Source organism: Oceanospirillum linum (assembly GCF_001995095.2).
Classification (GTDB): Bacteria; Pseudomonadota; Gammaproteobacteria; order Pseudomonadales; family Halomonadaceae; genus Oceanospirillum; species Oceanospirillum linum.
Genome location: NZ_MTSD02000002.1, coordinates 126811 through 152911 on the forward strand (window position 1 = coordinate 126811; position 26101 = coordinate 152911).

Annotated in this window: 18 protein-coding genes; 10 read left to right on the forward strand and 8 right to left on the reverse strand. The window is 49.6% G+C overall.

Features of this window, described 5'->3' with window-relative positions; translation table 11 throughout:
- Window position 1 precedes the first annotated feature (1 nt).
- The gene (locus BTA35_RS05705) at window positions 2–907 is read left to right on the forward strand and encodes a hydroxymethylglutaryl-CoA lyase (protein ID WP_078318869.1); all 906 of its coding nucleotides are present in this window, start codon (window positions 2–4) and stop codon (window positions 905–907) included.
- Window positions 908–1144: 237 nt separating this feature from the next.
- Window positions 1145–3532, forward strand: a complete 2388-nt coding sequence (locus tag BTA35_RS05710) for a putative bifunctional diguanylate cyclase/phosphodiesterase (protein ID WP_078318870.1) — start codon at window positions 1145–1147, stop codon at window positions 3530–3532.
- 76 nt (window positions 3533–3608) lie between these two features.
- On the opposite strand, the gene BTA35_RS05715 is transcribed toward BTA35_RS05710, so the two are convergent.
- Both BTA35_RS05715 and BTA35_RS05720 read right to left on the reverse strand, forming a co-directional pair.
- Entirely contained in the window at window positions 3609–4508 is a 900-nt protein-coding gene (locus BTA35_RS05715) for a DMT family transporter (RefSeq protein ID WP_078318871.1), read from the reverse strand.
- 286 nt (window positions 4509–4794) lie between these two features.
- Window positions 4795–5499 carry a glycerophosphodiester phosphodiesterase gene (locus BTA35_RS05720; protein ID WP_160055033.1) on the reverse strand — a complete coding sequence of 235 codons (705 nt, stop codon included), beginning with the start codon at window positions 5497–5499 and terminating at the stop codon, window positions 4795–4797.
- 199 nt (window positions 5500–5698) lie between these two features.
- On the opposite strand from BTA35_RS05720, the gene BTA35_RS05725 reads away from it, so the two are divergent.
- Window positions 5699–7663: an acetoacetate--CoA ligase gene (locus BTA35_RS05725; protein WP_078318873.1), complete on the forward strand. Its 1965-nt coding sequence runs from the start codon at window positions 5699–5701 to the stop codon at window positions 7661–7663.
- A gap of 133 nt (window positions 7664–7796) precedes the next feature.
- Here BTA35_RS05725 and BTA35_RS05730 read toward each other — a convergent pair whose 3' ends face one another.
- From BTA35_RS05730 to paaN, 6 genes are all read right to left on the reverse strand, one after another.
- Entirely contained in the window at window positions 7797–8840 is a 1044-nt protein-coding gene (locus tag BTA35_RS05730) for an HD domain-containing phosphohydrolase (protein ID WP_238377506.1), read from the reverse strand.
- Window positions 8841–8952: 112 nt separating this feature from the next.
- Window positions 8953–12504 carry a response regulator gene (locus BTA35_RS05735; protein ID WP_160055036.1) on the reverse strand — a complete coding sequence of 1184 codons (3552 nt, stop codon included), beginning with the start codon at window positions 12502–12504 and terminating at the stop codon, window positions 8953–8955.
- Window positions 12488–13423 (reverse strand): cytochrome-c peroxidase, encoded by a 936-nt coding sequence (locus BTA35_RS05740; RefSeq protein WP_078318875.1) that lies wholly within the window; start codon window positions 13421–13423, stop codon window positions 12488–12490. Before BTA35_RS05740 ends, BTA35_RS05735 begins: the two co-directional genes overlap by 17 nt.
- A gap of 304 nt (window positions 13424–13727) precedes the next feature.
- Window positions 13728–14513, reverse strand: a complete 786-nt coding sequence (locus tag BTA35_RS05745; RefSeq protein ID WP_078318876.1) for an enoyl-CoA hydratase — start codon at window positions 14511–14513, stop codon at window positions 13728–13730.
- A gap of 89 nt (window positions 14514–14602) precedes the next feature.
- Entirely contained in the window at window positions 14603–15232 is a 630-nt protein-coding gene (gene paaY, locus BTA35_RS05750; RefSeq protein ID WP_078318877.1) for a phenylacetic acid degradation protein PaaY, read from the reverse strand.
- A gap of 169 nt (window positions 15233–15401) precedes the next feature.
- Window positions 15402–17069, reverse strand: a complete 1668-nt coding sequence (paaN, locus tag BTA35_RS05755) for a phenylacetic acid degradation protein PaaN (RefSeq protein ID WP_078318878.1) — start codon at window positions 17067–17069, stop codon at window positions 15402–15404.
- 604 nt (window positions 17070–17673) lie between these two features.
- On the opposite strand from paaN, the gene paaF reads away from it, so the two are divergent.
- The 7 genes from paaF (at window position 17674) to BTA35_RS05795 (ending at window position 26059) form a co-directional block, all read left to right on the forward strand.
- A complete protein-coding gene (gene paaF, locus BTA35_RS05765) occupies window positions 17674–18447 on the forward strand; it encodes a 2,3-dehydroadipyl-CoA hydratase PaaF (protein ID WP_078318880.1) in 774 nt (257 codons plus the stop codon).
- 3 nt (window positions 18448–18450) lie between these two features.
- Complete coding sequence (gene paaG / locus BTA35_RS05770; RefSeq protein ID WP_078318881.1) at window positions 18451–19254, forward strand: 2-(1,2-epoxy-1,2-dihydrophenyl)acetyl-CoA isomerase PaaG; 804 nt, start codon at window positions 18451–18453, stop codon at window positions 19252–19254.
- Window positions 19255–19263: 9 nt separating this feature from the next.
- Window positions 19264–20805: a 3-hydroxyacyl-CoA dehydrogenase PaaH gene (paaH, locus tag BTA35_RS05775; protein ID WP_078318882.1), complete on the forward strand. Its 1542-nt coding sequence runs from the start codon at window positions 19264–19266 to the stop codon at window positions 20803–20805.
- On the forward strand, window positions 20798–21289 hold the full coding sequence (gene paaI, locus BTA35_RS05780) for a hydroxyphenylacetyl-CoA thioesterase PaaI (RefSeq protein WP_238377507.1): 492 nt from the start codon (window positions 20798–20800) through the stop codon (window positions 21287–21289). Before paaH ends, paaI begins: the two co-directional genes overlap by 8 nt.
- A 14-nt stretch (window positions 21290–21303) precedes the next feature.
- Complete coding sequence (gene pcaF, locus BTA35_RS05785) at window positions 21304–22512, forward strand: 3-oxoadipyl-CoA thiolase (protein ID WP_078318883.1); 1209 nt, start codon at window positions 21304–21306, stop codon at window positions 22510–22512.
- Window positions 22513–22629: 117 nt separating this feature from the next.
- Window positions 22630–23928 carry a phenylacetate--CoA ligase PaaK gene (paaK, locus tag BTA35_RS05790; RefSeq protein ID WP_430522261.1) on the forward strand — a complete coding sequence of 433 codons (1299 nt, stop codon included), beginning with the start codon at window positions 22630–22632 and terminating at the stop codon, window positions 23926–23928.
- Between the two features lie 241 nt (window positions 23929–24169).
- Window positions 24170–26059 (forward strand): methyl-accepting chemotaxis protein, encoded by a 1890-nt coding sequence (locus BTA35_RS05795; RefSeq protein ID WP_078318884.1) that lies wholly within the window; start codon window positions 24170–24172, stop codon window positions 26057–26059.
- Window positions 26060–26101 lie beyond the last annotated feature (42 nt).

Consider the following 26101-nt stretch of genomic DNA (forward strand, 5'->3'; position numbering starts at 1 on the left):
TATGTCCTATCCGACTCTACCCAAATCCGTGCGTATTGTTGAAGTAGGCCCCCGTGATGGCCTGCAGAACGAGAAAGGCGTCATCAGCACCGAGATCAAACTGCAGCTGATCGACAAACTGGCAGACGCCGGTGTGCGCTATATCGAATCTGCCAGCTTTGTTTCCCCTAAATGGGTTCCTCAAATGGGGGATGCCAAGGCCGTCATGACCGGGTTGCAACGCAGACCCGGCATCACCTACGCCGCGTTAACACCCAATCTGAAAGGGCTGGAAAGCGCCATTGAGGCCGGTGTGGAAGAGGTTGCCGTATTCGGCGCAGCCTCTGAAGCTTTCTCCCGGAAAAATATCAACTGCTCTATCGCAGAGAGTCTGGAACGCTTTGCACCAGTTATGGAGCTGGCGAAAGCCAACAACATTAAGGTTCGCGGCTATGTCTCTTGCGTACTGGGCTGCCCTTACGATGGTGAGATCCCACCGGAAAAAGTCGCAGAAGTTGCCAAAGCGCTCTATGACATGGGCTGCTATGAGATCTCTCTCGGCGACACCATAGGCGTCGGCACACCACTGAAAGCCAAAGCGATGATTCGGGCCGTGGCAAACGTGGTACCGATTGAGAAACTCGCCGCTCACTTCCATGACACTTACGGCCAGGCACTGGCCAATCTCTATGCCGTACTGGAAGAAGGTGTTGCGGTTATCGATAGCTCCGTCGGTGGTTTGGGGGGATGCCCATACGCTAAGGGGGCATCCGGTAATGTGGCCACAGAAGATGTGGTTTACATGCTACAGGGGTTGGGTATCGAAACCGGTATCGATCTGAACCAGCTGGTGGCTACGGGTAACTTTATTACCGATGCGATTGGCAGCACGAATCGTTCCAGGGTGGGTTTAGCGATGTCATCCTAACGATAAGCCCGTGGCACCTGCACGCCAACGGGCTTGTTTTCTGAGTGCCATTGGGGAGGCTTAGCCTCCCTTTTTTTATCCCGGATGAATAACCGGTCTGATATGCTTCATGAGATACATAAATGGTGACAAACTTTTCTTACCTAAAGTTACACAATCTTTTTAAGATGGTACACTCTGTCGTATCTGAAGCCTATCCATCACCGTTTTCTCATTTTATTCTGCCAGAGCTTTTTAATGGACTCAATTTCCCTGATAAACAACCTATCTGATCTTCCGACGCCCGTCGCTCTGATCGCAAAAACAGGGGAATGCCTTACCTCCAATCAGGCATCAAAGGATCTGATGCATAAGCTTGGCCTGGAGGACTGCAGCCACCTGCTTCCCGGTGACTTGCTACAGAGGCTTCTGGAGAATCATCCGATAGAAACAGGTGCCTATGAAGATATCCTTTATTCCAATGCTGAAAGCTATCGCTGGCAAGTGATCGCCACCGAGCCTGATTGTTATCTGGTACAGGGCTTTAATCAGACGGACCGGGAGCAATATCGCGCCATCCTTGAGAACTCGGTTGACGGGGTTTACAAGACAAGCCGTGATGGCCAGCTGATGTATGCCAATCAGGCCCTGGCCGATACCTTTGGCTACAGTAATGCCTCTCATATGATGGATGCGATTCAGTACCTGGCCCGGGATATGTATACCAGCGACGCTGACAGAAACGAGTTTCTTCACCGGCTGGATCAATCAGGTGAAGTTCGTGGTATGGAGCTTCAAATGAGACGTATTGACGGCTCTCTGATCTGGATACGTCTTAATGGCCGGGCTCTGAAGAATGAACGAAATCTTACAGAATTTATCGTTGGCACCGTTCACGATATAACCGCACATAAATCCGCAGAGTCAGCCCTGATAACTGCGGAAGACAAATACCGTGGTATTTTTGAAAACTCCACGACCGGCCTGCACCAAAGTACTTTGGATGGCCGCTATATGAATGTGAACCCGGCATTGGCACGTATTCTCGGCTACAATTCGCCGGAAGAGTGTATTGAATTAATTCAGCATATTGGTAAGCAGGTTTATGTACGCCCCCATGAGTGGCTGAAGGCGATGAAGCGGCTGCGTAAAGAAGGCTTTTTTACGCTCAATGAGGTCGAGATTTATACACGAACAGGGATAAAACGCTGGGTAGCCGTCAGCGATCACCTTGTCCCTGCCACAGATACTATGCCAGAGCATATCGAAGGCTCAGTGGTGGATGTCACAGATCAAAAACGTTCACAGGAACGTATCCAGCATCTGGCGCATTTCGACAACCTGACGACCCTCCCTAACCGGGTAAGCTTTCATAATGAACTGGGAAACCTGGTCGCCGATGTCGATGAAGGTGATCTTAGCTCTATTGCACTGATCGTACTGGATCTTGATAATTTCAAAGATATTAACGACACCCAGGGACATATTACCGGTGATATGCTGTTGATTAAAACAGCCCATCGGCTTCAGGACTTTTTTGGCCACAGAGCACAGATATTCCGACTCGGTGGCGATGAGTTTGCTATCACACTCAGCAATGTAGCTGACCGTGGACTGATCGGGTCACAGCTAAGGGAGCTCATCGCTTTACTGTCGGAGCCCGTTGAATTTGGCAACAGTGAAATACGCTGTACCGTCAGTGCCGGTATAGCGCTCTACCCTGAAGCCAAAGATGTTATTCAGGAAGGTGATGTTCAGCAGCAACTGTTCCGTTATGCTGACCTGGCTTTATACCGCTCCAAAGGAGCAGGCAGGGACTGTTACACCTTCTTTGCCATTGAGATGCAACTGGAAGTTCTCAAAGAGCAGAAAGTTGAAAAAGAGCTCAATACAGCTTTGCTTAACAATGAGCTTTGTCTTTACTATCAGCCATTACTTAAATCAGATACAAAAGCGCTTATTGGCGCTGAAGTTCTGATTCGTTGGCAGCACCCTGAACGTGGACTTGTCCCGCCTTTTGAGTTTATCCCTATTGCTGAAAAAACAGGGTTAATCAGCCGGGTGGATGACTGGGTATTGCTCCAGGCTGCTCAGCAGCTTCGCAGCTGGTTAGACATGGGCATCAGCATACCTTCCCTCTCGGTTAATATCTCAGCTCACCGACTTAACCAGAGAGACTTTGCCGAATACGTACATAAGGTGATCAGACAAACCGGGATACCACCGCAGACCCTGTGCATTGAGATCACCGAAGAAAATATGATTACTAATCTGGAAAATGTACGTAATACACTCAATTTACTCCGTCAATACGGCGTCAAAGTTGCCCTGGATGATTTCGGGACGGGCTATTCCTCCCTGAGCTATCTGAAAGAACTGCCCGTTGACAAGCTTAAGATCGACCGCAGCTTTGTGATGGATATGCATCAGGACCCACAGGACAGAGCTATTATCCGTACCATTATTGAATTGGGTCACGGCCTTGGATTGTGGGTCAATGCTGAAGGTGTTGAAAATGAAGTTCAGATCAGAATGCTCCGGGAGCTTGGTGTTGATGAATTTCAGGGCTTCTTCTTCAGCCGGCCTCTGCCATTAGCAGAGTTCGCGGAGCACTACCTCATAAGCCATGAGTCATCACCCGCGTAAGATCAATAGCTTTTGAGAGCCAGGCCTGAGCTTAAAGCCTGGCTTCTCCTTACCCACAAATCCCCATGAAACGCACCTAGTCTGCCCTTACCCGCCGCTCCTGCCAAAGGCGAATAAAATTATCACTGAGAAACAGCAACAGACTCAACAAGATCACTCCCGCCCCCAACAGCATTTCAGGTGTTACCGGTTCGTTATGTAACTGACTGCCCAGAAATAAAGCAATCACAGGAGTGATCAGCGTAATCAGCGCCACATAAGCAGGTGGCAAATTCGCGATCAGATGAAAATACGCCATAAAGCCAACCAGGGAGCCCAGCGTTGCCAGATAAACAACAGAGAAGATACTCAACAAGCTGACCTCTCCCCAGATAACTTCCGTTCCGCTAGCAAACCAGGCAAGGGCATAGAAAGGCAAGGAGCACCAGAGAGCACCAACAGTTTGCTGCAACGGATGCAAACCAGCACCGTTACGCTTCATAAGCACATTGCTGCTGCTGAAAAAAAACACCGCCAGCAGCGCCAGCAAAACCCCAACAACCCCCTGTCCGGTAACCACCAGATTATCGCTAAAAACAACAGCAAGACCGACAATCCCCATGCCACAGGCGATCCACTGTTTACGGGACATCGGACTATCCGGAAAAATAAAGTGGCTCAATACACCGGTCATAATGGTGGTAAAACCAAAGAGCACTGAAATCAGCCCCGATGGAATCCATTGGGCCGCCACATAGGTCACCCCCATCGCTCCAAAAATCCCGATCACAGCGGTCAGATAAGACTTAAAGGCCCGTCGGCTTAAGGGCAGATTTAAACCCAGCAGTTTCAACACGGGCAGACCCACCATCGCCGCCAGGGCCATCCGGGAAGCCGCCGCAGCCATCGGAGGTAAAGAATCTCCGCTGGTGACAATGGCTAAAGGTGTTGTTGACCAGATTAAGACCGCAAGACCATATGCGACAGGTATCGACATAACAAATTTCCTTTTATGGGCAGCTGATTCAATACCTGTGAATCAGGCTTAAAGATAAATAGCAGACATAAAAAAAGGCCGCTGACGAAGCGACCTTTTTCGAAATGAAACCAGGGTCAATATCGTCGAAGAGCAGGCGCCGTCATGGGGCGACGGGCAAGCACAGAACAAAATGCAGAACGCGCGCTGCATTTCACTTGCCACATCATAGCGACCAGACTGACTCGAAGACGGAAAAAACTCATGACCAGATCCTTTAAATTTGAAGATTAACTATTACGGAAAATCATGCCATAGGCAAGCAGTTTATCTCGCGCCAGTCCTGCCATAAAGCTGAACAGTCAGTAAAAACACCATCAACCCCAATTTCCTGAAGCGTTTTCAGCTGAGAAACCTGATTAATCGTATAGATATAAACCTCCAGTCCCTGCTGTTTAGCCTCAGCAATCAGGCCGTAATCAATAAACTCATCGCTCAGGTGTAAAGACGACAGCTTTAACGGCCCTATAATGGCTGATAACGACAGCACCGTGCCATAAAGCAAGAGGCCAAGCGCTACATCGGGGCAGCTTTGCTGAAATCTCAGCAGTTCAACATGGTCAAATGATGAGACCAAAAGCCCGCTTTTCAGCGGCTGGTAAGCTTTTTGCTGCAACAAAACAGCCAGTAGTCCAGCTGCTCCCTTGCTTTTAAGCTCTATATTAATTGTTGCCCGGTGCCCGACCAACAGCAGTACCTCTTCGAGAAAGGGAATTCGTTGCCCCAACCCCGCATCCAGCTGGCGTAACTCTCTGATGCTATGCGCTGCCAGCAACCCTTCACCATTTGTCGTTCGCTCCAGGCTTAAGTCGTGATGCACAAGCAGCCGCCCCTGATGGGCAATAACATCAATTTCTATCGCATCAGCGCCTGCAGCCAGAGCCATATCAATGGTCATCAGAGTATTTTCCGGCCCATCCCTCAAAGCTCCCCTGTGAGCAAAAAATTTCATGCCCAGCATCCCCTTTAATTGAGGTGAAATTATGACCTTTACGTTAACGTAAACTTAAAGTACATTATGACTATCAAAATATCCACGGCGACCTGCCTGTGGCTTCAAGTATAACAACAATACAGATCAGTCTCTTATTCCTGAGTGCTCCAGATACCCGAAGCGTCTCAGAATCAGACAAAGTAAGGAGCAAACACCCATGAGTGCGCCCCTATGGCAACCCGATTCTCACCGTATCGAAAGCAGCAATCTGCACCAGTTTATCCGGCAGGTCAATGATGCCCATAAACTCTCTCTGAATGATTACTCTGACCTGTTTGAGTGGAGTATTGATCAGACAGAGGCGTTCTGGTCTGAGCTGTGGGACTTTGCTGGCGTTATCGCCGACAAGAAAAGTGAGATCGTACTGGAAAACCCGGATAAGATGCCCGGTGCACGCTGGTTTCCGGATAGTCAGCTGAACTTTGCGGAAAACCTGCTTAAATACCGTGATGATCGTACTGCCATTGTCTTTCGTGGTGAGAAAGGGCAGCGCAAAGCGCTAACCTATCATGAGCTTTATCAGCAGGTTGCCCAGTATGCTGCCGGCCTGAAAAAAATGGGCGTTGTAAAAGGTGATCGTGTCGCAGGTTTTGTTCCTAACTGTGCTGAGACCCTGATTGCCATGCTCGCCACCACGTCCATCGGTGCGGTCTGGTCCTCATGTTCACCTGACTTTGGTATCAACGGTGTATATGACCGTTTCGGCCAGATTAAGCCCAAAGTACTCTTTACTACTGACGGTTATTTCTACGCCAAAAAAACCCTGGATTCTCTTGAGAAAGTCTCCGGCATTCTGGAACGTCTGCCTGAGATCGAACAGGTGGTTGTTATCCCGTTTGTGGACGAAAATCCCGACCTTTCTGCTTTGGCAGAACCGGCAAAAAGTAAAGCAACACTGCTGTCTGATTTTGCCGACAGTTCCGCGACGACCATCGACTTTGAACCTGTCGCTTTCGATCATCCGCTCTACATTATGTACTCCTCCGGCACCACAGGTGTTCCCAAGTGTATCGTCCACTCAGTTGGCGGCACTCTGATTCAGCACCTGAAAGAGCATCTGCTGCATACCGATGTGAAGCGTGATGATGTGCTGTTTTACTACACCACCTGCGGCTGGATGATGTGGAACTGGCTGGTGTCCGGCCTGGCAACCGGCTGTACCGTGCTGCTCTACGATGGCTCTCCCTTCCACCCACGTCCCAATGTACTGTGGAATATTGCGGAAGAAGAAGGTATCAGCATCTTTGGTACCTCAGCCAAATATATCGCAGCACTGGAAAAAGTGGGTGAAAAACCAAGGGAAACTCATAATCTTGAGAAACTAAAAGCAGTACTCTCAACCGGCTCACCTCTGGCCCACGAAAGCTTTGATTATGTATACCGTGATATCAAAGCGGATCTCTGTCTCTCTTCCATCTCCGGTGGAACCGATATTGTTTCCTGTTTCGCCCTGGGTTGTCCGACCCGCCCGGTTTACGCTGGTGAACTACAATGCCGGGGGCTCGGTATGGCCGTTGATATTTTTGATGATAGCGGCAAAGCTATTCGCCGTGATAAAGGTGAACTGGTTTGCACCAAGCCATTTCCATCCATGCCCATCGGCTTTTGGAATGACCCGAAAGGTGAGAAATATCATGACGCTTATTTCGCCTCATTTGATAATGTCTGGGCCCACGGTGACTATGCCGAGATTACTGAACATGACGGTCTGATCATTCACGGACGCTCGGATGCGGTTCTTAACCCGGGCGGTGTTCGTATTGGTACTGCAGAGATCTACCGTCAGGTGGAAAAAGTAGACCAGGTAATGGAAAGCCTCTGCATTGGTCAGGACTGGGAAGATGATGTCCGTGTTGTACTCTTTGTTCGCATGAAGGAAGGCTTCAGCCTGAACGCAGATATCGAAAAAGAGATTAAAAGCACCATCCGGGCCAATACCACGCCGCGCCATGTACCGGCAAAAATCATCGAAGTCAGTGATATTCCCCGGACCATCAGCGGCAAAATTGTGGAGCTGGCTGTGCGCCACGTTGTTCACCATCGCCCCGTTAAAAATACCGATGCACTGGCGAACCCGGAGGCTCTTGAGCTCTATAAAGATCTGCCACAACTGCAGAGCTGAAATAACTATTGCGAACCAGCCTGAAAACCAAATTCAAACAACACCGCCTCTGATTGCTCTCTGGTGCTGTTTTTTCAACCACCCCTCTGGGGTGGTTTTTTTATATCCCGCTCATCACTCTATTGAGCGAATATCAGTATTCCTTCATCCGTTCCTTTACCTCAAGCACCTTAGGCAATACACGTTTAAACGCATTTACAACATTAGGATCAAAGTGTTTGGATTTTTGCTCTTCAAACAGGGATATCGCTTCAGGAACCGTCCAGGCTTGCTTGTAAGGTCGCTCAGATACCAAGGCATCAAAGACATCGGCCAGAGACGCAATCCGTGCTGAAAGTGGAATATCTTCCCCGGTAAGGCCTGCAGGATAGCCTGTGCCATCCCACTTTTCATGATGATAAAGAGCTATTTCACGTGCAACTCGCAATAGCTCAGAGTCAGGATTATCCAGAATCCGGGCACCAATACCCGGATGATCTTTAATCGTTTCAAACTCTTCTTCAGTCAGACGACCAGGCTTGCAGAGAATGGCATCAGGAATACCCAGTTTTCCAATATCATGCATAGGTGCTGCCGCTGCCAGAGTATCTGCATCTGTTTCCGACACCCCCATTTCAAGGGCTATCAAACGGGTATACTCAGCCATCCGCTGAACATGAAGACCTGTTTCATTGTCTTTATACTCCGCAGCCAACCCAAGCCGCCTTATCAGGTCCTTGCGTGACCGGTCCAACTCCTCAGTTCGACGCAGGACTTGTCTTTCAAGCTCACGATTTTGCGATGCTAAAGCAAGATGAGTCTTAATGCGGGCCAGAATAAGAGGGGGACTGAAAGGTTTGCTAATATAATCTACAGCACCCAACGACAAGCCTTTTTCCTCATCGGCTACCTGACTCATAGCGCTGACAAAGATGACAGGAATGTGTTTCGAACGCGGATCCTGCTTAAGTTGACGGCAAACCTCATAACCATCAATCCCAGGCATCATAATATCCAGCAAAATCAGATCAGGCGGCTGTTCACCAAAAACCCGGTAGAACGCCTGCTGCCCATCTTTTGCAATCAGCGTTTTATAATCCGACTTTAATAAACCCAGTAACACACTGATGTTGAGGTGTGAGTCATCGACAATCAGAATACGTGGACGTTGATCATGGTCGTTAAGCATATCTTGCATCAAGTGTGCATTCCTAAGTTCTGCATCTGCCTGAAAACAGGCCATCAGCTATTGATGGCACATTGCCATAAAACACCCTTCTTAATATTCCTTCTACGGGCATAATGCTAATTCAGAGTTCCAGCTTGCCCAGAAGACTTCTAGCTTCTTCAAACTCATAAATTTCTGCATGCTCCATAACCCGGACAATCTGTGCCATGTACTCGGGGTCAATCTGGGCCGCCTCAAGTAACTCCGGTAGCTGATCGAGAACATCAGGATCACCCTCCTCCAGCTTCTTAAGGACAGAAGGTATCAGTTCTTTAAGTCGATCATGGCCATTAAACTGAACCGTTGAGGGCTGTAAGCTGGCGGCAAACAGCTGGTCAGCATCATGGCCAGCAGATGGGAATTTACTGATCACAGCTTTACTTCTGAGGCATTCAGAGACAGAAGAGATCACACGCATCAGAGCTTCATGCAGTGGCTGCAGCCCGCCGTCATCAAGGCGTAGATGATCAAGCCCTTTTTGCTCAAGGTTTTCTGCCTCTTGCGCGACATCCTCCATACCCAAAGTGGCAGATGTGCCTTTTAAGGTATGAACCCATCTGTTGAGTGTATCCCAGTCACCAGACGCCACCATCTGTGTCGCCGGTGAGCTACCCTCTTGGTAGTCACTGCAGAACTGCTCCATCAGCTTCATCAGTAACTTTATGTTACCACCTAATGAGTAGAGCGCTTTATTAATATTTACACCCGGCAGATAGCATGGAATATCTATACTATCCTCCCCCTTTAATACATCAGGAGAGAAGCCGGATATCACACGCGGTTCAATCCACTGAACAAGCTTTTCCCTGAGAATTTCGGGGTCAAGGGGTTTCGCAATATGATCCACCATACCGGCAGCCAGGCAGCGCTCAACATCGTCACTCTGTGCGTGGGCTGTCATAGCAATAATCGGTGGCGTCTTATGCAGCTTCAGCTGCAAAATCTGAGCTGCAGCCTGGAAGCCATCAACTTCCGGCATCTGGATATCCATAAAGACCAGGTCAAACTCACCCTGGTTTATGGCGTTGACCGCCTCTCTGCCGTTTCCAACAAGCGTCAACTCAAGACCAAAAGGTTCTAATAAACCGGAAATCACCTCCTGATTTATCAGATTATCTTCTGCAATTAATACCTTAGCCCCCAACAGAGCATTAATTTCATCCCCTTCTCTGAACAGAGTGCGGATACTGGGCCCCTGATGAACACCTGAGCGTTTCGTCACAGCCTGCCGGATAGTATCCAGCAGATGCGAATCCGTCACAGGCTTAAGCAAAACCCCATCAATAAGGTTATGATTAATACGGCGCTGCAGGTCTTCTCCTCCATGAGCCGTGAGCATAATGATGGCCGGCTGGAGTGGCAAAGCCGAGTTGTTGCGCACTGCTTTTGCGATTTCAAAACCATCCATAACAGGCATTAGCCAGTCTATCAGGAGCACACTGAAAGGTGCTTCACCAACCGCAGAAGCATTCACCAGCCGATTCAGTGCCGCAGGGGCGTCAGACTCTGTTTCCACGGGTATGCCCTGAGACTCAAGCAACTCACGAACACTCTGCAGGGTTGTTGTATTGTCGTCCACGGCCAATACACGAGTTCTGGCCAGATCAACCTCAACAGGCTGATTATCATTTTTCAGGTGTTTAAACGTGATGGTAAAAAAGAACTCACTGCCCTCGCCTTCAACAGAGTGCACCCCTATCTCACCCTGCATAAGCTCCACCAGCTGCTTGCTGATCGCAAGCCCCAGGCCCGTACCACCATATTGGCGGGTGATGGAGGTATCCGCCTGGGAAAAAGACTGGAACAACCGGTCTATCTGCAGCTGCGACAGCCCAATACCTGTATCCCGCACCGAAAAGCGAATCTGAACAGTTTCTTCATCTTTATCAAGCATGCGAGCTGAAACCGCCACTTCACCATGATCTGTGAACTTAATGGCATTATTCACCAGGTTCAGCAACACCTGGCCTAAACGGAGGGGGTCACCCTGAAGGTTTTCGGGAATAGCGTCATCAACATCGAACAAAAGGGGCAGGTGCTTTTCATCTGCTTTTACAGAAGCGATATCCGCCAGATGATTAATGACATTGTCCAGACGAAATGGGATTTTCTCAACATCCAGACGCCCGGCCTCAATTTTGGAGAAGTCAAGAATATCATTGATAATCGACAAAAGGTTTTGAGCAGAGTGCTGAATTTTATCAATATAGCCGATAACCTGTTCGTCCTGAGAAGCTTGCCGGGCAAGGTGGCTCATGCCAATCACGGCATTCATAGGCGTTCGGATCTCATGACTCATATTGGCAAGGAAATCACTTTTCGCCTGATTAGCAACTTCGGCACGTTCTTTTTCAGCGGTAAGTGCGCGTTCTGCTTTTTTAATACCGGTAATATCCGTTCTGACAGAGATCATAGAGGTCACACACCCCTCTTCATCCATCATAGGAACCACAGTGGCATTAACCCAGTAGAGGCGACCATCTTTTCTACGGTTACAGACCTCGTGGTGCCAACTCTCCCCTCCGTACACCTTATCCCAAAGCGATTTAAAAAAACCTTTAGGGTGTACACCAGAGTTAATCAATTTGTGGCTGCTTCCAATCAACTCACTTTCACTGAACCCGGAAACCTCAATAAACTTAGCGTTGACATACTCTATCTTTCCATGGGCATCTGTAATACTGACAATAGCATGCTCATCCATCGCCTTTTTATAAGCTGATAAGCGGCTATGTGTTTTCAGTAAACGCTCCTGAGTACGCTTTAACCGGAACAGAACGATTGCAACAACACTGACCAGCAGAACAACCGTGATCAGCAGCGCCCATCGGCTTTGTCGCTGCTGCTTCTGTTCACGGCTCACCCATGCCTCAAAACGGGTGTCGAAACTGTCCAGGTGGTAATAACTGGGCAGTACAGATAACCGAACAGCATTATCTCTGATCTGCTGCGTCGAGTACGCCAGATTATCGACATAACGCACAACCTGACCAAATGCTTGCTGAGCCTCTACGGAGGGTATCGAGTTCGCATCAATACGAATGGATTCCAGCTCAGACTCAAGCTTTATAGCCGCCGTATCTGAAGGGAGAGAAGCATAACCCAATGCCATCAACATTAGCTTAACCATCTTCAGGTTATAGTCCTGTATCATCGCCTCAGGAAGATCTGATTGGTACAGTATCTGTTCAGCTCTTGAAAACACACTTTCCAGTTGAGTAACAGACAATCCATAAAGAGCCGATGCAGAAGAAATATTAAGAATAATCTCCTGAAGTTCATCCAATCTTCTGGCATAGCGCTCCCAGCTACGACGGATATTCTCTATATCCCCATCAATCTGATTAAGGCTCTGGTCCACCGCCCAAACGCTGCTATAGAGCTGATCAAGCAGATAGAGAATTTCATCACGGGGCTTAGCTCTGTGCCCGGAGGTCAGTAATGCAGTCTCCGCCCGGAGCTGGGACAGAATATTTTTCTGTTGATGGATCTGTTCCCTCAGATTACTTTGCTCCACATCTGAAGCAGGTTGCAGAAGAAACACCATAACCGGAAAAAGGAGTACCAGACCCGCAATGCTGTACCAGAGAAAAGCGATCGAAAATTTTTGCCGGAACTTAGCGTTCATTTTCATAGCGTACCGGCCCCTCAAAGTCACTGATCGAACTTTCATTACTCAACAGAAACAAACGAATTTTCTCCAGATCGCTTTGGGAAACAGGAGTCGCGCTATAACGCTTGCTCATACGATAAATTGCCTCCGAAAGCGTCTGGGCTGAGCCATCACTAAAGTAAGGTGCTGTCAGAGAGAGGTTACGCAACCGGAGCACCTGAACATCCCGATTAACATGGGTATCAATACTATTTGAATAGGCCATTCCCCCCATCTCCCTGCCGCTGTGGCAATAAATACACCCCTTTTGCTCAAACAGCACCATTCCAGACTGCTCCGAATAGGTCAGAGCACTTAACTCCCCCTGTCTATAGCGGTCATATCGGCTATTCGATGTTTGAATCGTCTTCAGATAAGCGGCAACGGACTGGTAGACCACATCTGCACTGGCCCGGCCAAAATTGTGAATAGCAAAACGACTTAAGCCGGCATCACGTTCCAGTACCCCATAGATATCTGTCTCATCTATGTTCTGATTGCGCTTAAAGCAGCGCTCGACGGCAGCTTTAAGAGAAAAAACGGGGTGCAGAGAAAAGAAGCCTATCTTTTGTTTCATATTAAAAAGAGCCGGTGTGGAAAGCGCCGTCGCCGTACCATCATCCTTTATCGATACAGCCCGATGATCAGAGAAGCCAAATTCAGGCTTATGACAAGAGCGACATGACGTCTGGCCGGAAGCCGAAAAGCGGCGATCTGAGAAAACCTGCTTACCAAACGCCTCCAAGGTTAAGCCCGGTGCTATTGAGGGTTCAGCGTGAACCGGTGTCATAAGGACAAAAGCCAAAATACTTAAAAGCCAGACAGAGACCACTCTCACTTTTGGCACTACTCCATTTAAGGGAAATGCAATCAACGTCCAGTCTACCCGACTCTGCATCATTTTTTAGCCAGCTGAGGAAAAGTCCGACTATGGATCACCGGTAGATAAAGAGAATATTTAGAATTTTGCATTTTAAATACCCCTTATTTATATTCAAGCCAACTTTATGAGTACAATGCGCCTTTATGAGATGCATCATAAAGTAAAAAGAAAAAACCAAAGGCTTTTGTTAAAGATAGATTGCTCAGGCGCAATCAGACAGGAATAAATTTGATCATGGGATAAATGAGGTAATAGACGATAAGCCTCTAGCGGACGGGTATCAGTCCTGACTGCCAGAGGCCGTTATTAAACAGAAAAAAACTTATCGGTTTTTAAATTCAGGTTTACGTTTCTCGACAAAGGCTGACATGCCTTCTTTCTGATCTTCCGTCGCAAAAGTTGAAGCAAAAGCACGACGTTCAAAACGCAACCCCTCCTGCAGTGTGCTTTCAAAAGCGACATTAACCGCTTCTTTCGCCATATACACAACAGGGCGGGATAAGCGGGCAATTTTTCCGGCTACTTTCAACGCCTCTGCTTCCAGCTCTGAAACCGGCAAAATGCGGCTGACCAGCCCTGCCCGCTCAGCCTCTTCAGCATCCATCATACGCCCCGTCAGGCACATCTCCATCGCCTTCGCCTTACCGACCGCCCGGGTCAGGCGCTGGGTGCCACCGGCACCCGGGATGGTACCAATATTGATTTCAGGCTGACCAAATTTAGCCGTGTCAGAGGCCAGAATAAAATCGCAGGCCATCGCCATTTCACAACCACCACCCAAAGCAAAACCGGATACGGCAGCAATAATCGGCTTACGGGCCGTGTTCAGGCTATCCCAACCATCACGACGATTGTATGGAAAGTCACTCAGGAACAGGTCAATAAAGGACTGATCCTCCATATCTTTAATATCAGCACCGGCAGCAAAAGCTTTTTCATTGCCGGTAATCACCATGGCTCCGATCTCATCATCAGTCTGAAATGCTTCAATTGCCTGACCCACTTCAGTAATCAGTGCCATTGACAGTGCGTTCATCGCCTGGGGCCGATTCAACTGAATCCAACCAACCGCACCACGGGCTTCCACAAGAATATTTTGATAGGACACTTGATCTTCCTTAGCTTCTCAATCTTTTTTAACGCCCGCTCAGGTTTCGCGAACGCTCTCAATTTAGGCTGTCCGATAGCTGAAATGGCTTAGCCTTCAGACTGCTTAACCTCGTAAAGCGGTTTGACATCGGGAATATCAACCCGCTTGCGATCCGCTTCCGGAGCCGTCAGTGGCGCTACCCGCTCCATGGTTTGCAGGCATCGCTGGGTCAGATTCTGATACTCCGCTGTACCTTTGCCTTTCCAGGCGATCTCTTTATCGGACAACTCACGAATCACTTTTGCCGGAGTCCCCGCCATCAGTGACCGGGGCGGACATTCAAAGTCAGCTTTCACAAATGCACAGGCGGCAACAATGGCAGACTCCCCGATCCGGGCGTTGTCCATAATCACAGCATTCATTCCTATCAGGGCATTTTTGCCAATATGGCAGCCGTGCAATACCGCACCATGACCTATATGACCATCTTCTTCGATAATCGTATCGGTGCCGGGAAAACCGTGCATCACACAGGTATCCTGGACGTTAGCGCCTTTTTTTATCACCAAGCGGCCAAAATCTCCCCGCAGGCAGGCACCGGGGCCGATATAACAGTTAGGGCCAGTAATGACATCACCGATAAGTACAGCCGTGGGGTGAACAAAAGCGGAGGGGTCAACAACCGGCACAATGCCGTCAATACTGTATACCTGACCTTCAAAATTTTTCTTCTGCATGGTTATTACCCTTCTTATGTGAGGCTTTTATTGTTAGCGGACAAACAGCAGGCTGACAGATCGGATGCAAGCCAGCTTGCACAAAAGCAGTATCAGAATAACAATAAAAGATAACCTCCAGACAGAAAAACGCCCTCAGAAGAGGGCGTTCTGCTATCCGTGAGATCACTTATGCGTGGCGACGACTCTGTACCACAACAAAACGGCGGGCAACAAACGCGGTATCCGTTAAAGATGCATTGGCAGCCGGGTTACCACCTGTAGCATGAAAGTCACTATAAGCAGCCGATTGGTTAACGAATACACCACCGTCCAGATTTACAGACAGGGCAACCTTAGCATCCATTGCCAGCTCTTCAGCCTGATCCAGTACCTCTTCATCGGTGGAGTAAACACCCAGAGTAATCGCACCTTTCTCAGAGATCACCTGGTTTGCCAGTTCCATACTGTGGGCGGTACTGTCGGTGGCGATCAGGAAAGAGACCGGGCCGAAACGCTCTTCACTATAGGTTTCAATATCAGAAGCATCGACTTTCAGTATCAGTGGTGTATGAACTTCAGCATTCGGGAACTGAGCATGCTCACGTTTCTCGCTGGCCAGAACCACTTCACCCAGCGACTCACACTCTTTAATGCGTGCCACCGTTGCAGGAGCCTGAATAGCGCCCAGTACCATACAAGCACGATCATTATCACCCAGGAATTTAGACGTCGCGACAGACAGGGCCTGTGCAACGTCGTCAAAGCTCATCTGACCATCCGCTGTTTTAATGCCATCACGGGGAATATAGATCGCCTGGGTGGTGGTACACATCTGGCCGGAGTAGAGACTCAGGGTGAAGGCCAGATTGCGGGCAACGGCTTTGATATCATGAACGCTATCGATAATCACAGTGTTAACGCCCGCTTTCTCGGTGAAAACCTGAGCTTGCGTCGCATTCCGTTCCAACCAGTTACCAAAGAAGCTGGAACCGGTGAAATCGATCACTTTCACATCTTTATGGGTCGCCAGCTCTTTGGTAACCGGGGCATCCAGAGTATCGGCAACCATAGACACGATATGCGGTGCAAAGCCAGCTTCTTTCAGTACTTCCTGAGCAACCTGCACTGAAATGGCCGCAGGCAGAACAGAGGCAGGGTGTGGTTTAACGATAACAGGATTACCGGTTACCAGGGAGGCGAACAGTCCCGGATAAGTGTTCCAGGTCGGGAAGGTTGAACAGCCAACCACAACGGCAACACCGCGAGGTACAATGTGGAAGTTTTTGTTCATTACCAGCGGGTCATGCTTGCCCTGGGGCTTGGTCCAGGTAGCATTCTCCGGCACCTCTTTCATCGCACGATAACCGTATGCAACCGCTTCCAGACCACGATCCTGAGCGTGGGGGCCACCAGCCTGAAACGCCATCATAAAGCCCTGGCCTGAGGTATGCATCACCGCATGAGCCACCTCAAAACTGCGTTTGTTCAGGCGCTCCAGAATTTCAAGACAGATACCGGCACGAACGTCAGGACCCGCATCACGCCAGGCTTTTACTTCCTGCTTCATCGCAGGGATTAATTGGTCAAAATCAACTTTTGGGTAGCTCACACCCATTTCGATACCGTATGGAGAAACCTCACCGGCAATCTCACCTGTGATACCTGGCATTTCCAGCTGAAATGCTTTACCCAAATGAGCATTAAAAGCAGCCTCACCATCAGCAGCGGCTGTTTCACCGTAGGCACGTGGGCTTGGGTTTTCCGGGTAAGCGGCCCAGTAGCTCCGTGTATTGATGGCATTCAGAGCCTGGCCCAATGTGTCCTGATGACGCTGAAAAAAATGTTCTTGACTCATTTTATCGATCTCTCCAAGTTATTTCGTATCACATTATTATTGTATAAACCCTGCAATACGTATGTGGTGCCAGCGCACCTGCAGCTTTAATCATTTATGATACTCGCTAACGGTATACCTATGCATACACTGTAGCTTTTTCTTACCATAGCACAGGAAAAAGGATCACAAATTTTAACGGTAGAGTAAAATGCATCTGAAGCCTGCAACAGCCCTGTAGACTGACTATCCATGGCAGTTACATTAAGTTGCTGCAGTACCGCTCAAAACAGACAGGTTTCACTCTGATGAAACAATAACCTCAAGATACACCATAATTTGCGATACCGAAACCCTGCTATATAATTTAACTCTTGTATCCCTTTATGTCTTTACGGTAGTCTTTAGTACAGAACAAAAAGAATTCTGTCCGTTTATCTCTGCAATAACGGGCAAATAATGGCATCCGTGCCATGCTGTCTGCGGATATATTCCGCCTGATACACAACAGTCAAAGAGCTGTGAGCCCGGGCGTGAAGTATAGACTTCAGATGCAGAGAAGAAATCAGCCGGAATTCCAATAACAAGCTTTTTCTAAGCAACACTGCAACCGGATACTGCCTGAATGACATATCAGACTATTACCACTCAATCTCTTGAGGGTGTTCTGACGATCACTCTTAACCGACCTGAGGCTTACAATGCACTGAATACACAGCTACTCAGCGAAGTGGCAGATGTGCTTGATCTGGCCGACCAGGATGAATCCATTCGCGTCGCCGTTATTACCGGAGGCCCTAAGGTCTTCGCCGCCGGTGCAGACATCAAAGAGATGGCGGCTCTGGATGCTGTTGGTGTAATGAACGACCCTCGCCCAAAGCACTGGAAACGCATCTACCAGTTCAGCAAACCCCTTATCGGCGCAGTTAATGGCTACGCCTTAGGTGGCGGTTGCGAGCTGGTTATGCACTGCGACATCGTTATCGCCGGAGACAACGCACTCTTCGGTCAGCCGGAAATTAACCTGGGCATTATTCCCGGTGCCGGCGGCACTCAGCGTCTTATCCGTACCGTTGGCAAACCTCTGGCCATGAAAATGGTTCTGAGCGGTGAGATGATCGATGCCCAAACAGCGCTGCAAGCCAACCTGGTCGCTGAAGTCGTTATTCCTGAAAGAACCATCGATCGTGCTCACCAATTAGCCAATACCATCGCGAAAAAGCCACCTATTGCCGTTCGCCTCGCGAAAGAAGCCCTGTTGAAAGCATTTGAAACCGATCTTGAATCCGGCCTGAATATTGAGCGCAAGTCGTTCACCATGCTGGCTGCCACTGAGGATCGCCGTGAAGGCATTGCTGCCTTCATGGAAAAACGTAAACCTGAATTTAAAGGACGCTGAGTCATGTCATTCAACACAACCTATAACAACATCGAATTTGTGCTGGAGGATGGCACAGCCATTCTGACGTTTAATCGCCCGGACAGCCTGAATAGTTTTAATGCAGAGATGCACGCAGAAGTCCGCGCAGCACTGAAAGAAGTAAAGAAAAACCCGGACGTTCGTGCGCTGGTTATCACAGGTAATGGCCGTGGCTTCTGTGCTGGTCAGGATCTGAGTGACCGTAACGTTGCACCGGGTACAGAAGCTCCTAACCTGGGTGAGTCCATTGAGAAAAACTACAACCCGATGATCCGCAGCATCCGGGCGCTGGAAATGCCGGTAATTTGTGCAGTTAACGGCGTAGCTGCTGGTGCAGGTGCCAACATCGCTTTGGCTTGCGATATTGTCTTTGCCGCTAAATCAGCCAAGTTCATTCAGGCGTTCTGCAAAATTGGCCTGATCCCGGATTCCGGTGGCACCTGGACACTGCCCCATTCCGTTGGCCAGGCCCGCGCTATGGCTCTTTCGATGCTGGGTGATCGCGTTTCTGCAGAAGATGCAGAGAAGATGGGTATGATCTGGAAAGCGGTTGAGGATGAAACAGTTAAAGACACTGCTATCGCAACGGCTAAAGAACTGGCGACCCAACCAACTAAAGGGCTGGCGCTGATCAAACGTGCCATTCAGGCATCAGCCATCAATACACTGGATCAGCAACTGGACCTTGAACGCGACCTGCAAACCATCGCTGGCCGCACCGATGATTACCGTGAAGGCGTTGCAGCCTTTATGGCAAAACGTCAGCCATCATTCAAAGGTCAGTAAGGGCTTGTTATGACTGCAAACACTCTTAACCCCATAACCGCTAATGATATCGTTGCCGTGATCGGAGCCGGTACCATGGGAGCCGGTATCGCTCAGGTCGCTGCCAAGTTCGGTCACACGGTTCTTCTTTATGACAAAATGGAAGGTGCTGCCCAGGCAGGTCTTGATCGTACCGCCAAAGGTCTTGAGAAGCTGGTTAGCCGCGGCAAAATGACCGCTGCCGACAAAGATGCGCTGGTAAACCGCATTCAGGCCACGGAAAACCTGAGCGATCTGGCCCCGGCAAAACTGGTTGTTGAAGCGATTATTGAAAACCTGGCGGTTAAACAGTCCGTTTTCTCCGAACTGGAAGCGCTATGCTCTGCCGATACTATTCTGGCGACCAACACCTCCTCAATTTCAGTGACCGCTATCGGCTCAGCACTGAAGCGCCCGGAAAATCTGGTGGGTATGCACTTCTTCAATCCGGCTCCCATTATGAAGCTGGTGGAAGTGATCAAGGGCCTGGCAACCTCTGAGTCTGTGGCTCAGCAGGTTTACGACCTGTCCGTTGCCTGGGGCAAACATGCGGTAATGGCCAAATCAACACCAGGCTTTATCGTTAACCGTGTTGCCCGTCCTTTCTATGCTGAAGGCATGCGCGTGCTTCAGGAGGGAGGCGCAGACGAAGCGACAATCGATGCCATCGCCCGCGAAGCAGGTCAGTTCCGTATGGGGCCATTCGAGCTGATGGACCTGATCGGCCACGACGTAAACTATGCCGTAACCTCCTCTGTATTTGATGCCTACTATGGCGATCAGCGTTTCCTGCCATCTCTGATCCAGAAAGACCTTGTAGAAGCGGGATTCCATGGCCGAAAAACCGGTCGTGGCTTCTACGATTACTCTGACCATGCCGAAAAGCCTGAAGCTAAAACACGGGCAATACAGAATGCACCAACCAGTATCACCGTTGAAGGTGAGATGGGGTGTGCTGAACCCCTGATCGCACGTATTGAAGCGGCAGGCATCAAAGTGCATCGCTCCACGGAACACGATCACAATGGCCGTATCTCTATTGGAGACCTGGTTATCGCCCTGACGGACGGCCGTATGGCGACCGAAAGAGCTTCTGTTGCACAACGCCGCCAACTGGTGCTGTTCGATCTGGCACTGGACTACAGCCAAGCCACCCGTATTGCGCTGACTAAAGCAGACCAGACCTCAGAAGAAAGCCTGAACCAGGCTGCAGGCCTGTTCCAGGCAATCGGTATGCAGGTTTCTGTGATCGATGATATTGCCGGTATGGTTCTGATGCGTACCGTTGCCATGCTGGCCAATGAGGGGGCGGATGCCGTCAACCAGCAGGTTTGTTCCGCTAAAGATGTCGATATCGCCATGCAAAGCGGTGTCAACTACCCACAGGGCCCTCTGGCCTGGGCCGACAGCGTTGGCCTTGAACAGATCCACACCGTCCTGACCCACCTGGTCAATAGCTATGGAGAAGACCGTTATCGTCCTTCTCCACTGCTACGTCGCAAAGTATTTGGAGCACAGACATTCCATGGCTAACGAGAACATGACACTAGAAAACCTGACACCGGACGAACTGGCCAGTCTCTGTGCTGAAACTATGTACGAAAGCGACTGGGCCGCTCAGGCTCTGGGTATGAACATTCTGGAAGTCCGCGAAGGCTATGCCAGACTCAGCATGCTGGTGCGCAAAGATATGTCTAACGGCCATGCGATCTGCCACGGAGGTATGATTTTCACTCTGGCAGATACCGCTTTTGCCTACAGCTGCAACAGCTATAACAAAGTCACTGTCGCCGCAGGCTGCAACATCGAGTTTGTGGCACCGGGAAAACTGGGTGACACCCTGATTGCTGAAGCGAAAAAAGTAAGCCTGACCGGGCGCAGTGGTATCTATGATGTCACCATCAGCGATTCAAGTGGTCAGGCAATCGCTCATTTCCGTGGAAAATCCCGCCAGATTAAAGGCGAGATTATTACCACTGAAACAGACTCCGACACACGTACAACATCAGAGCAATAAGAGGAAACTTAAGCATGAAAGACGCTTATATTTGCGATGCAATTCGCACCCCTTTTGGCCGCTATGCCGGTAGCCTGTCCTCGGTTCGCGCTGATGACCTGGGTGCAATCCCTATCAAAGCCCTGATGGAGCGTAATCCTCAGGTTGACTGGTCTGTCGTTGAAGATGTGATTTACGGTAATGCCAACCAGGCCGGGGAAGATAACCGCAACGTTGCGCGTATGTCTTCTCTGCTGGCAGGCATGCCAACCAGCGTTCCCGGCACCACAATTAACCGTCTGTGTGGCTCAGGTATGGATGCCATCGGCATGGCAGCCCGTGCCATCAAAGCGGGCGAAACCGACCTGATGGTTGCTGGCGGCTGTGAATCCATGTCCCGGGCTCCTTTTGTTATGGGCAAAGCCGAGTCCGCCTTCAGCCGAAATCCGAATGGTCTCTATGACACCACTATCGGCTGGCGCTTTATCAACAAGCAGATGAAAGCTGAGTACGGTGTGGACTCCATGCCGGAAACCGCTGAGAACGTGGCAGAGGAGTTCAATATCTCCCGTGAAGATCAGGACCTGTTTGCTTTCCGTAGCCAGCAAAAAACTGCTGAAGCGATGGAAAAAGGCCTGTTCAAAGAAGAGATCTGCCCGGTAACCATTCCACAGCGTAAAGGCGATCCTCTGGTCGTGGATACGGATGAGCATCCCCGTGCCGGAACAACCCTTGAGGCTCTGAACAAGCTGAAAGCACCTTTCCGCGAAGGTGGCTCTGTAACTGCGGGTAACGCTTCCGGCGTTAACGATGGAGCCTGTGCTTTGCTGATCGCCTCTAAAGAGGCTGCTGAAAAACACGGACTGACACCTAAAGCCCGCGTTGTAGCCATGGCCACTGCAGGCCTGGAACCACGCATTATGGGTTTTGGCCCTGCGCCAGCATCCCGCAAGGTGCTGGAAAAAGCGGGTCTGACCCTGGACCAGATGGACGTGATTGAGCTGAACGAAGCCTTTGCCTCCCAGGGCTTAGCGGTAATGCGTGACCTGGGCCTGCCGGATGATGCCGAGCACGTCAATCCAAACGGTGGCGCTATTTCTCTGGGACACCCTCTGGGTGCTTCCGGTGCCCGCCTGGTAACCACAGCCATGTATCAGCTACACCGTACCGGTGGCCGCTATGCCTTATGCACCATGTGTATTGGTGTCGGCCAGGGTATCGCGCTGATCATTGAGCGTGTCTGAGTCTCAGCTACCCTGCAGAGTCGTCTCCATGGCGACTCTGCATACACAAATGCCCATAGAGGCGTAACACCAAGCTGCAGAACAAGAACAACAAGAGTTTTTAACAGGACAATAATTATGATGAACGTTAAAGTCGATCCTAACGCCCTCGATCCAATTGAAACTGCAAGTATTGATGAGATCCGTGCCCTTCAGCTCAGCCGAATGAAATTCAGCATCAAGCATGCTTATAACAACGTTCTGGCATATCGCAAACTCTGTGATGAGAAAGGCGTACATCCTTCAGATCTGAAAACCCTGGACGATCTGAAACTTTTCCCTTTTACCACCAAACAATATCTGCGTGACGCCTACCCTTTTAACTCATTCGCTGTTCCCATGAGTGAAGTGGTTCGGGTCCATGCGTCCTCAGGTACAACAGGTCAGCCAACGGTTGTCGGCTATACCCAGCACGATATCAATGTATGGTCTGATGTCGTTGCCCGCTCGATCCGGGCTGCAGGTGGCCGCAGCACAGATAAAGTACATGTTTCCTATGGCTACGGACTGTTCACGGGTGGTCTGGGTGCACACTATGGTGCTGAGCGCCTGGGCTGTGCTGTTATTCCGATGTCCGGCGGACAGACCGAAAAGCAGGTGCAGCTGATGCGGGATTTCGATCCGGATATTATTATGGTCACCCCGTCTTACATGCTGAACCTGATCGATGAGATGGAGCGCCAGGGGGTAGACCCTCAGGAGATGGCTCTGCGCATTGGTATCTTTGGTGCTGAACCCTGGACCGACGAGATGCGTAACAACATTGAGAACCGCCTGGGTATTGATGCCGTTGATATTTATGGATTGTCAGAGGTAATGGGGCCTGGCGTCGCGATGGAGTGCGTTGATACTAAAGATGGCCCCACCATCTGGGAAGATCACTTCTATCCGGAAATTATCGACCCGAATACGGGCGAGGTTCTGCCGGATGGTGAATATGGTGAACTGGTCTTTACCTCACTGACCAAGGAAGCCCTACCGGTTATCCGTTACCGTACCCGCGATCTGACCCGACTATTACCGGGTACAGCACGTCCGATGCGTCGCATCGACAAGATTACCGGCCGTTCAGATGACATGCTGATTATTCGGGGTGTGAATGTATTCCCGACTCAGATTGAAGAGCAGATCCTGAAGCTTCCGGAGCTGGCTCCTCACTATGAGATCGTTGTGGCTAAGCAGGGCAACCTGGACATCGTTAACGTCAGGGTTGAGTTGACCCCGGAAGCTCTTAATGCGGATCATGATATTATCACTAAAGAGCTGCAACACCATATCAAGTCGGTTGTAGGCATAAGCACCAAAATTGATATAGCGCCTGCCGGTACACTGACCCGCTCAGAGGGTAAAGCAAAACGGGTTACTGACCTGAGATAACTTCTCTGCCACTGTACAATCCCCATCCCCGGATAAAACCGGGGATTTTTTTACCTTCTTATTGCCCTGGATCTATTCCCTTCTTTGTCATTCTCTATACATTGGTTTGTACCGACAGTATTAATCTCTATAAAAATATCATTGATAAATATCCTGCCAGGTCCGAGGATGAACAGACTCTTGTGCTGCACCCTGCCCTGATGCTTCGTATCTCCAGGAGAATTATAAAAAGGACTCTCTAATGAAAGAGCTCTCTCTTCGGATGAAGATTATTGTGATGGCTACTCTGGCTGTCTTTATCACGTCACTGGCGCTGACCGGATTCTCTGCTTTTCGGTTATCAGATATGACACGGTCCAATGTTTCTCAGCGGGTTGATGGTGTCTCTAATGCTGTAGGTAAAGGTATCGAGCATTGGCTTACAGCCAAGTACCAGCTTTTGAACACCCTTGCCGAGCGCCCTGCCGATCAGGATGCTTTTATTGGTCAGCTGAATCTGACCCAGGAGTCCGGTGAATTTATTGCAATTTTCGCAGGGCTGACCGATGGCACACGCATAGGCAGCAATGGTCGTACTTTCTTTGTTAATGGTTATGACCCACGTACTCGCCCTTGGTATAAGCAAGCGATGCAAGAAAAAAAGATGGTGCTGATAGGCCCCTACGAAGACAGAACCACCAAAGAGATGACATTCACAATCGCACGCCCTCTCGTTCAGAATGGACAGATAACCGGAGTTATAGGTGCTGATCTGCAGCTCAAACAGCTCTTTGCAGAAATCACATCATTCGAATCAGGTGATAACAGCCAGTTGTTCCTTCTAAACACTGAAGGACTCATTATTGCACATCAGAATCAGGCCCTTCAGCTGCAACCTATTTCCCGCCTCTACCCTAACCTCAGTGCACAGACCAATCAGAGCCCGACCAGTAACCAGCCACTGACAGAAGTGGAAACTGAAGACGGTAAAAAGCTGGTACGGATTGTAGGTATTCCCGACTCATCATGGCTATTGGGTGTTGAAGTTGATCATGCCACAGAAATGCGCCCCTTCACTGAAACGCTGAGTATTCAAATCATCATCAGTCTGTCAATTTTTCTATTGGTAATGTTATCCGTTGCCGTCATGGTGAAAATACTGCTAAAAGACCTCCACCGTGTTGGCGAGGCCCTTGGCAATATTGCCAAAGGCGAAGGAGACTTAACACAGCGCATTCGTAGCCATAGTCATGATGAAGTAGGAAAGCTTGCTCATGATTTCAATCATTTTGTTAAAAGCCTGCATATAACAGTGGGCAAACTGGAAGAGACAGCCTGCGACCTTACCAATCAATCCGATATTATTGCAGAAAAAACCAGGCAGAATGGCCAGAAAATCTACCAGCAACGCACAGAAACCAGCGCTGTCGCTGAGGCCATCAATCAGCTGGCTCAGTCAACACAGGATATTATTCAACACGTTCATAACGCTAACACCCAGGTCAGCCAAACACTCACCCTGGGTCAGGATGGTATCCGTCAGGTGCTTAAAAGCCAGGATTCGGTTGACGACCTGGCATCAAAACTCGATAGCGCAGGCGATGTTGTCACCAAGCTTAACCAACACGCCCAAGGTATCACCGGTATCCTGAATACCATTGAAGAAATTGCCGAGCAAACCAATCTTCTCGCCCTTAATGCGGCTATTGAAGCGGCCCGTGCCGGTGAAGCTGGCAGAGGGTTTGCTGTTGTTGCCGATGAAGTCCGCAACCTGTCCCAGAGAACCAGCAGCTCAACCAGTGAAATCCAGCAGGTTATGGAGTCTGTTCAACAATCCGCTGTAGAAGCCACCCAGCTGATGCAGGATAGCAGCGTTCTGGCTAAGAAAAGCGTAGATGACGCAGGCCTGGCCAAGGAGATGCTCACCAGGATACTTGAGGCCGTTGAGGAGATCAGTCACGTGGCTTCCCATATCAGCAGCGCAACAGAGCAGCAAGCAGCGCTCAGTGAAGAGATTCACAGCAATACGGATGTCATTCGAAGTGTGGCAGATGACCTGGCACTGGATGCCGATGAAAGTGAGCGGCAAGTAAAAGAGCTATCAAGCCTGGCGTCCGACCTGAAAAAAGAGTCCAGTCGTTTCGTAGTCTGACACTTTACGTTAAGCTGGGCTAAGGTGTGGCAGGCCAGTTCA

Coding starts and splice junctions, on each gene's coding strand:
- BTA35_RS05705 (WP_078318869.1), top strand. CDS start 2: ATGTCCTATCCGACTCTACCCAAATCCGTGCGTATTGTTGAAGTAGGC.
- BTA35_RS05710 (WP_078318870.1), top strand. CDS start 1,145: ATGGACTCAATTTCCCTGATAAACAACCTATCTGATCTTCCGACGCCC.
- BTA35_RS05715 (WP_078318871.1), bottom strand. CDS start 4,508: ATGTCGATACCTGTCGCATATGGTCTTGCGGTCTTAATCTGGTCAACA.
- BTA35_RS05720 (WP_160055033.1), bottom strand. CDS start 5,499: ATGAAATTTTTTGCTCACAGGGGAGCTTTGAGGGATGGGCCGGAAAAT.
- BTA35_RS05725 (WP_078318873.1), top strand. CDS start 5,699: ATGAGTGCGCCCCTATGGCAACCCGATTCTCACCGTATCGAAAGCAGC.
- BTA35_RS05730 (WP_238377506.1), bottom strand. CDS start 8,840: ATGCAAGATATGCTTAACGACCATGATCAACGTCCACGTATTCTGATT.
- BTA35_RS05735 (WP_160055036.1), bottom strand. CDS start 12,504: ATGAAAATGAACGCTAAGTTCCGGCAAAAATTTTCGATCGCTTTTCTC.
- BTA35_RS05740 (WP_078318875.1), bottom strand. CDS start 13,423: ATGATGCAGAGTCGGGTAGACTGGACGTTGATTGCATTTCCCTTAAAT.
- paaY (WP_078318877.1), bottom strand. CDS start 15,232: ATGCAGAAGAAAAATTTTGAAGGTCAGGTATACAGTATTGACGGCATT.
- paaN (WP_078318878.1), bottom strand. CDS start 17,069: ATGAGTCAAGAACATTTTTTTCAGCGTCATCAGGACACATTGGGCCAG.
- paaF (WP_078318880.1), top strand. CDS start 17,674: ATGACATATCAGACTATTACCACTCAATCTCTTGAGGGTGTTCTGACG.
- paaG (WP_078318881.1), top strand. CDS start 18,451: ATGTCATTCAACACAACCTATAACAACATCGAATTTGTGCTGGAGGAT.
- paaH (WP_078318882.1), top strand. CDS start 19,264: ATGACTGCAAACACTCTTAACCCCATAACCGCTAATGATATCGTTGCC.
- paaI (WP_238377507.1), top strand. CDS start 20,798: ATGGCTAACGAGAACATGACACTAGAAAACCTGACACCGGACGAACTG.
- pcaF (WP_078318883.1), top strand. CDS start 21,304: ATGAAAGACGCTTATATTTGCGATGCAATTCGCACCCCTTTTGGCCGC.
- paaK (WP_430522261.1), top strand. CDS start 22,630: ATGATGAACGTTAAAGTCGATCCTAACGCCCTCGATCCAATTGAAACT.
- BTA35_RS05795 (WP_078318884.1), top strand. CDS start 24,170: ATGAAAGAGCTCTCTCTTCGGATGAAGATTATTGTGATGGCTACTCTG.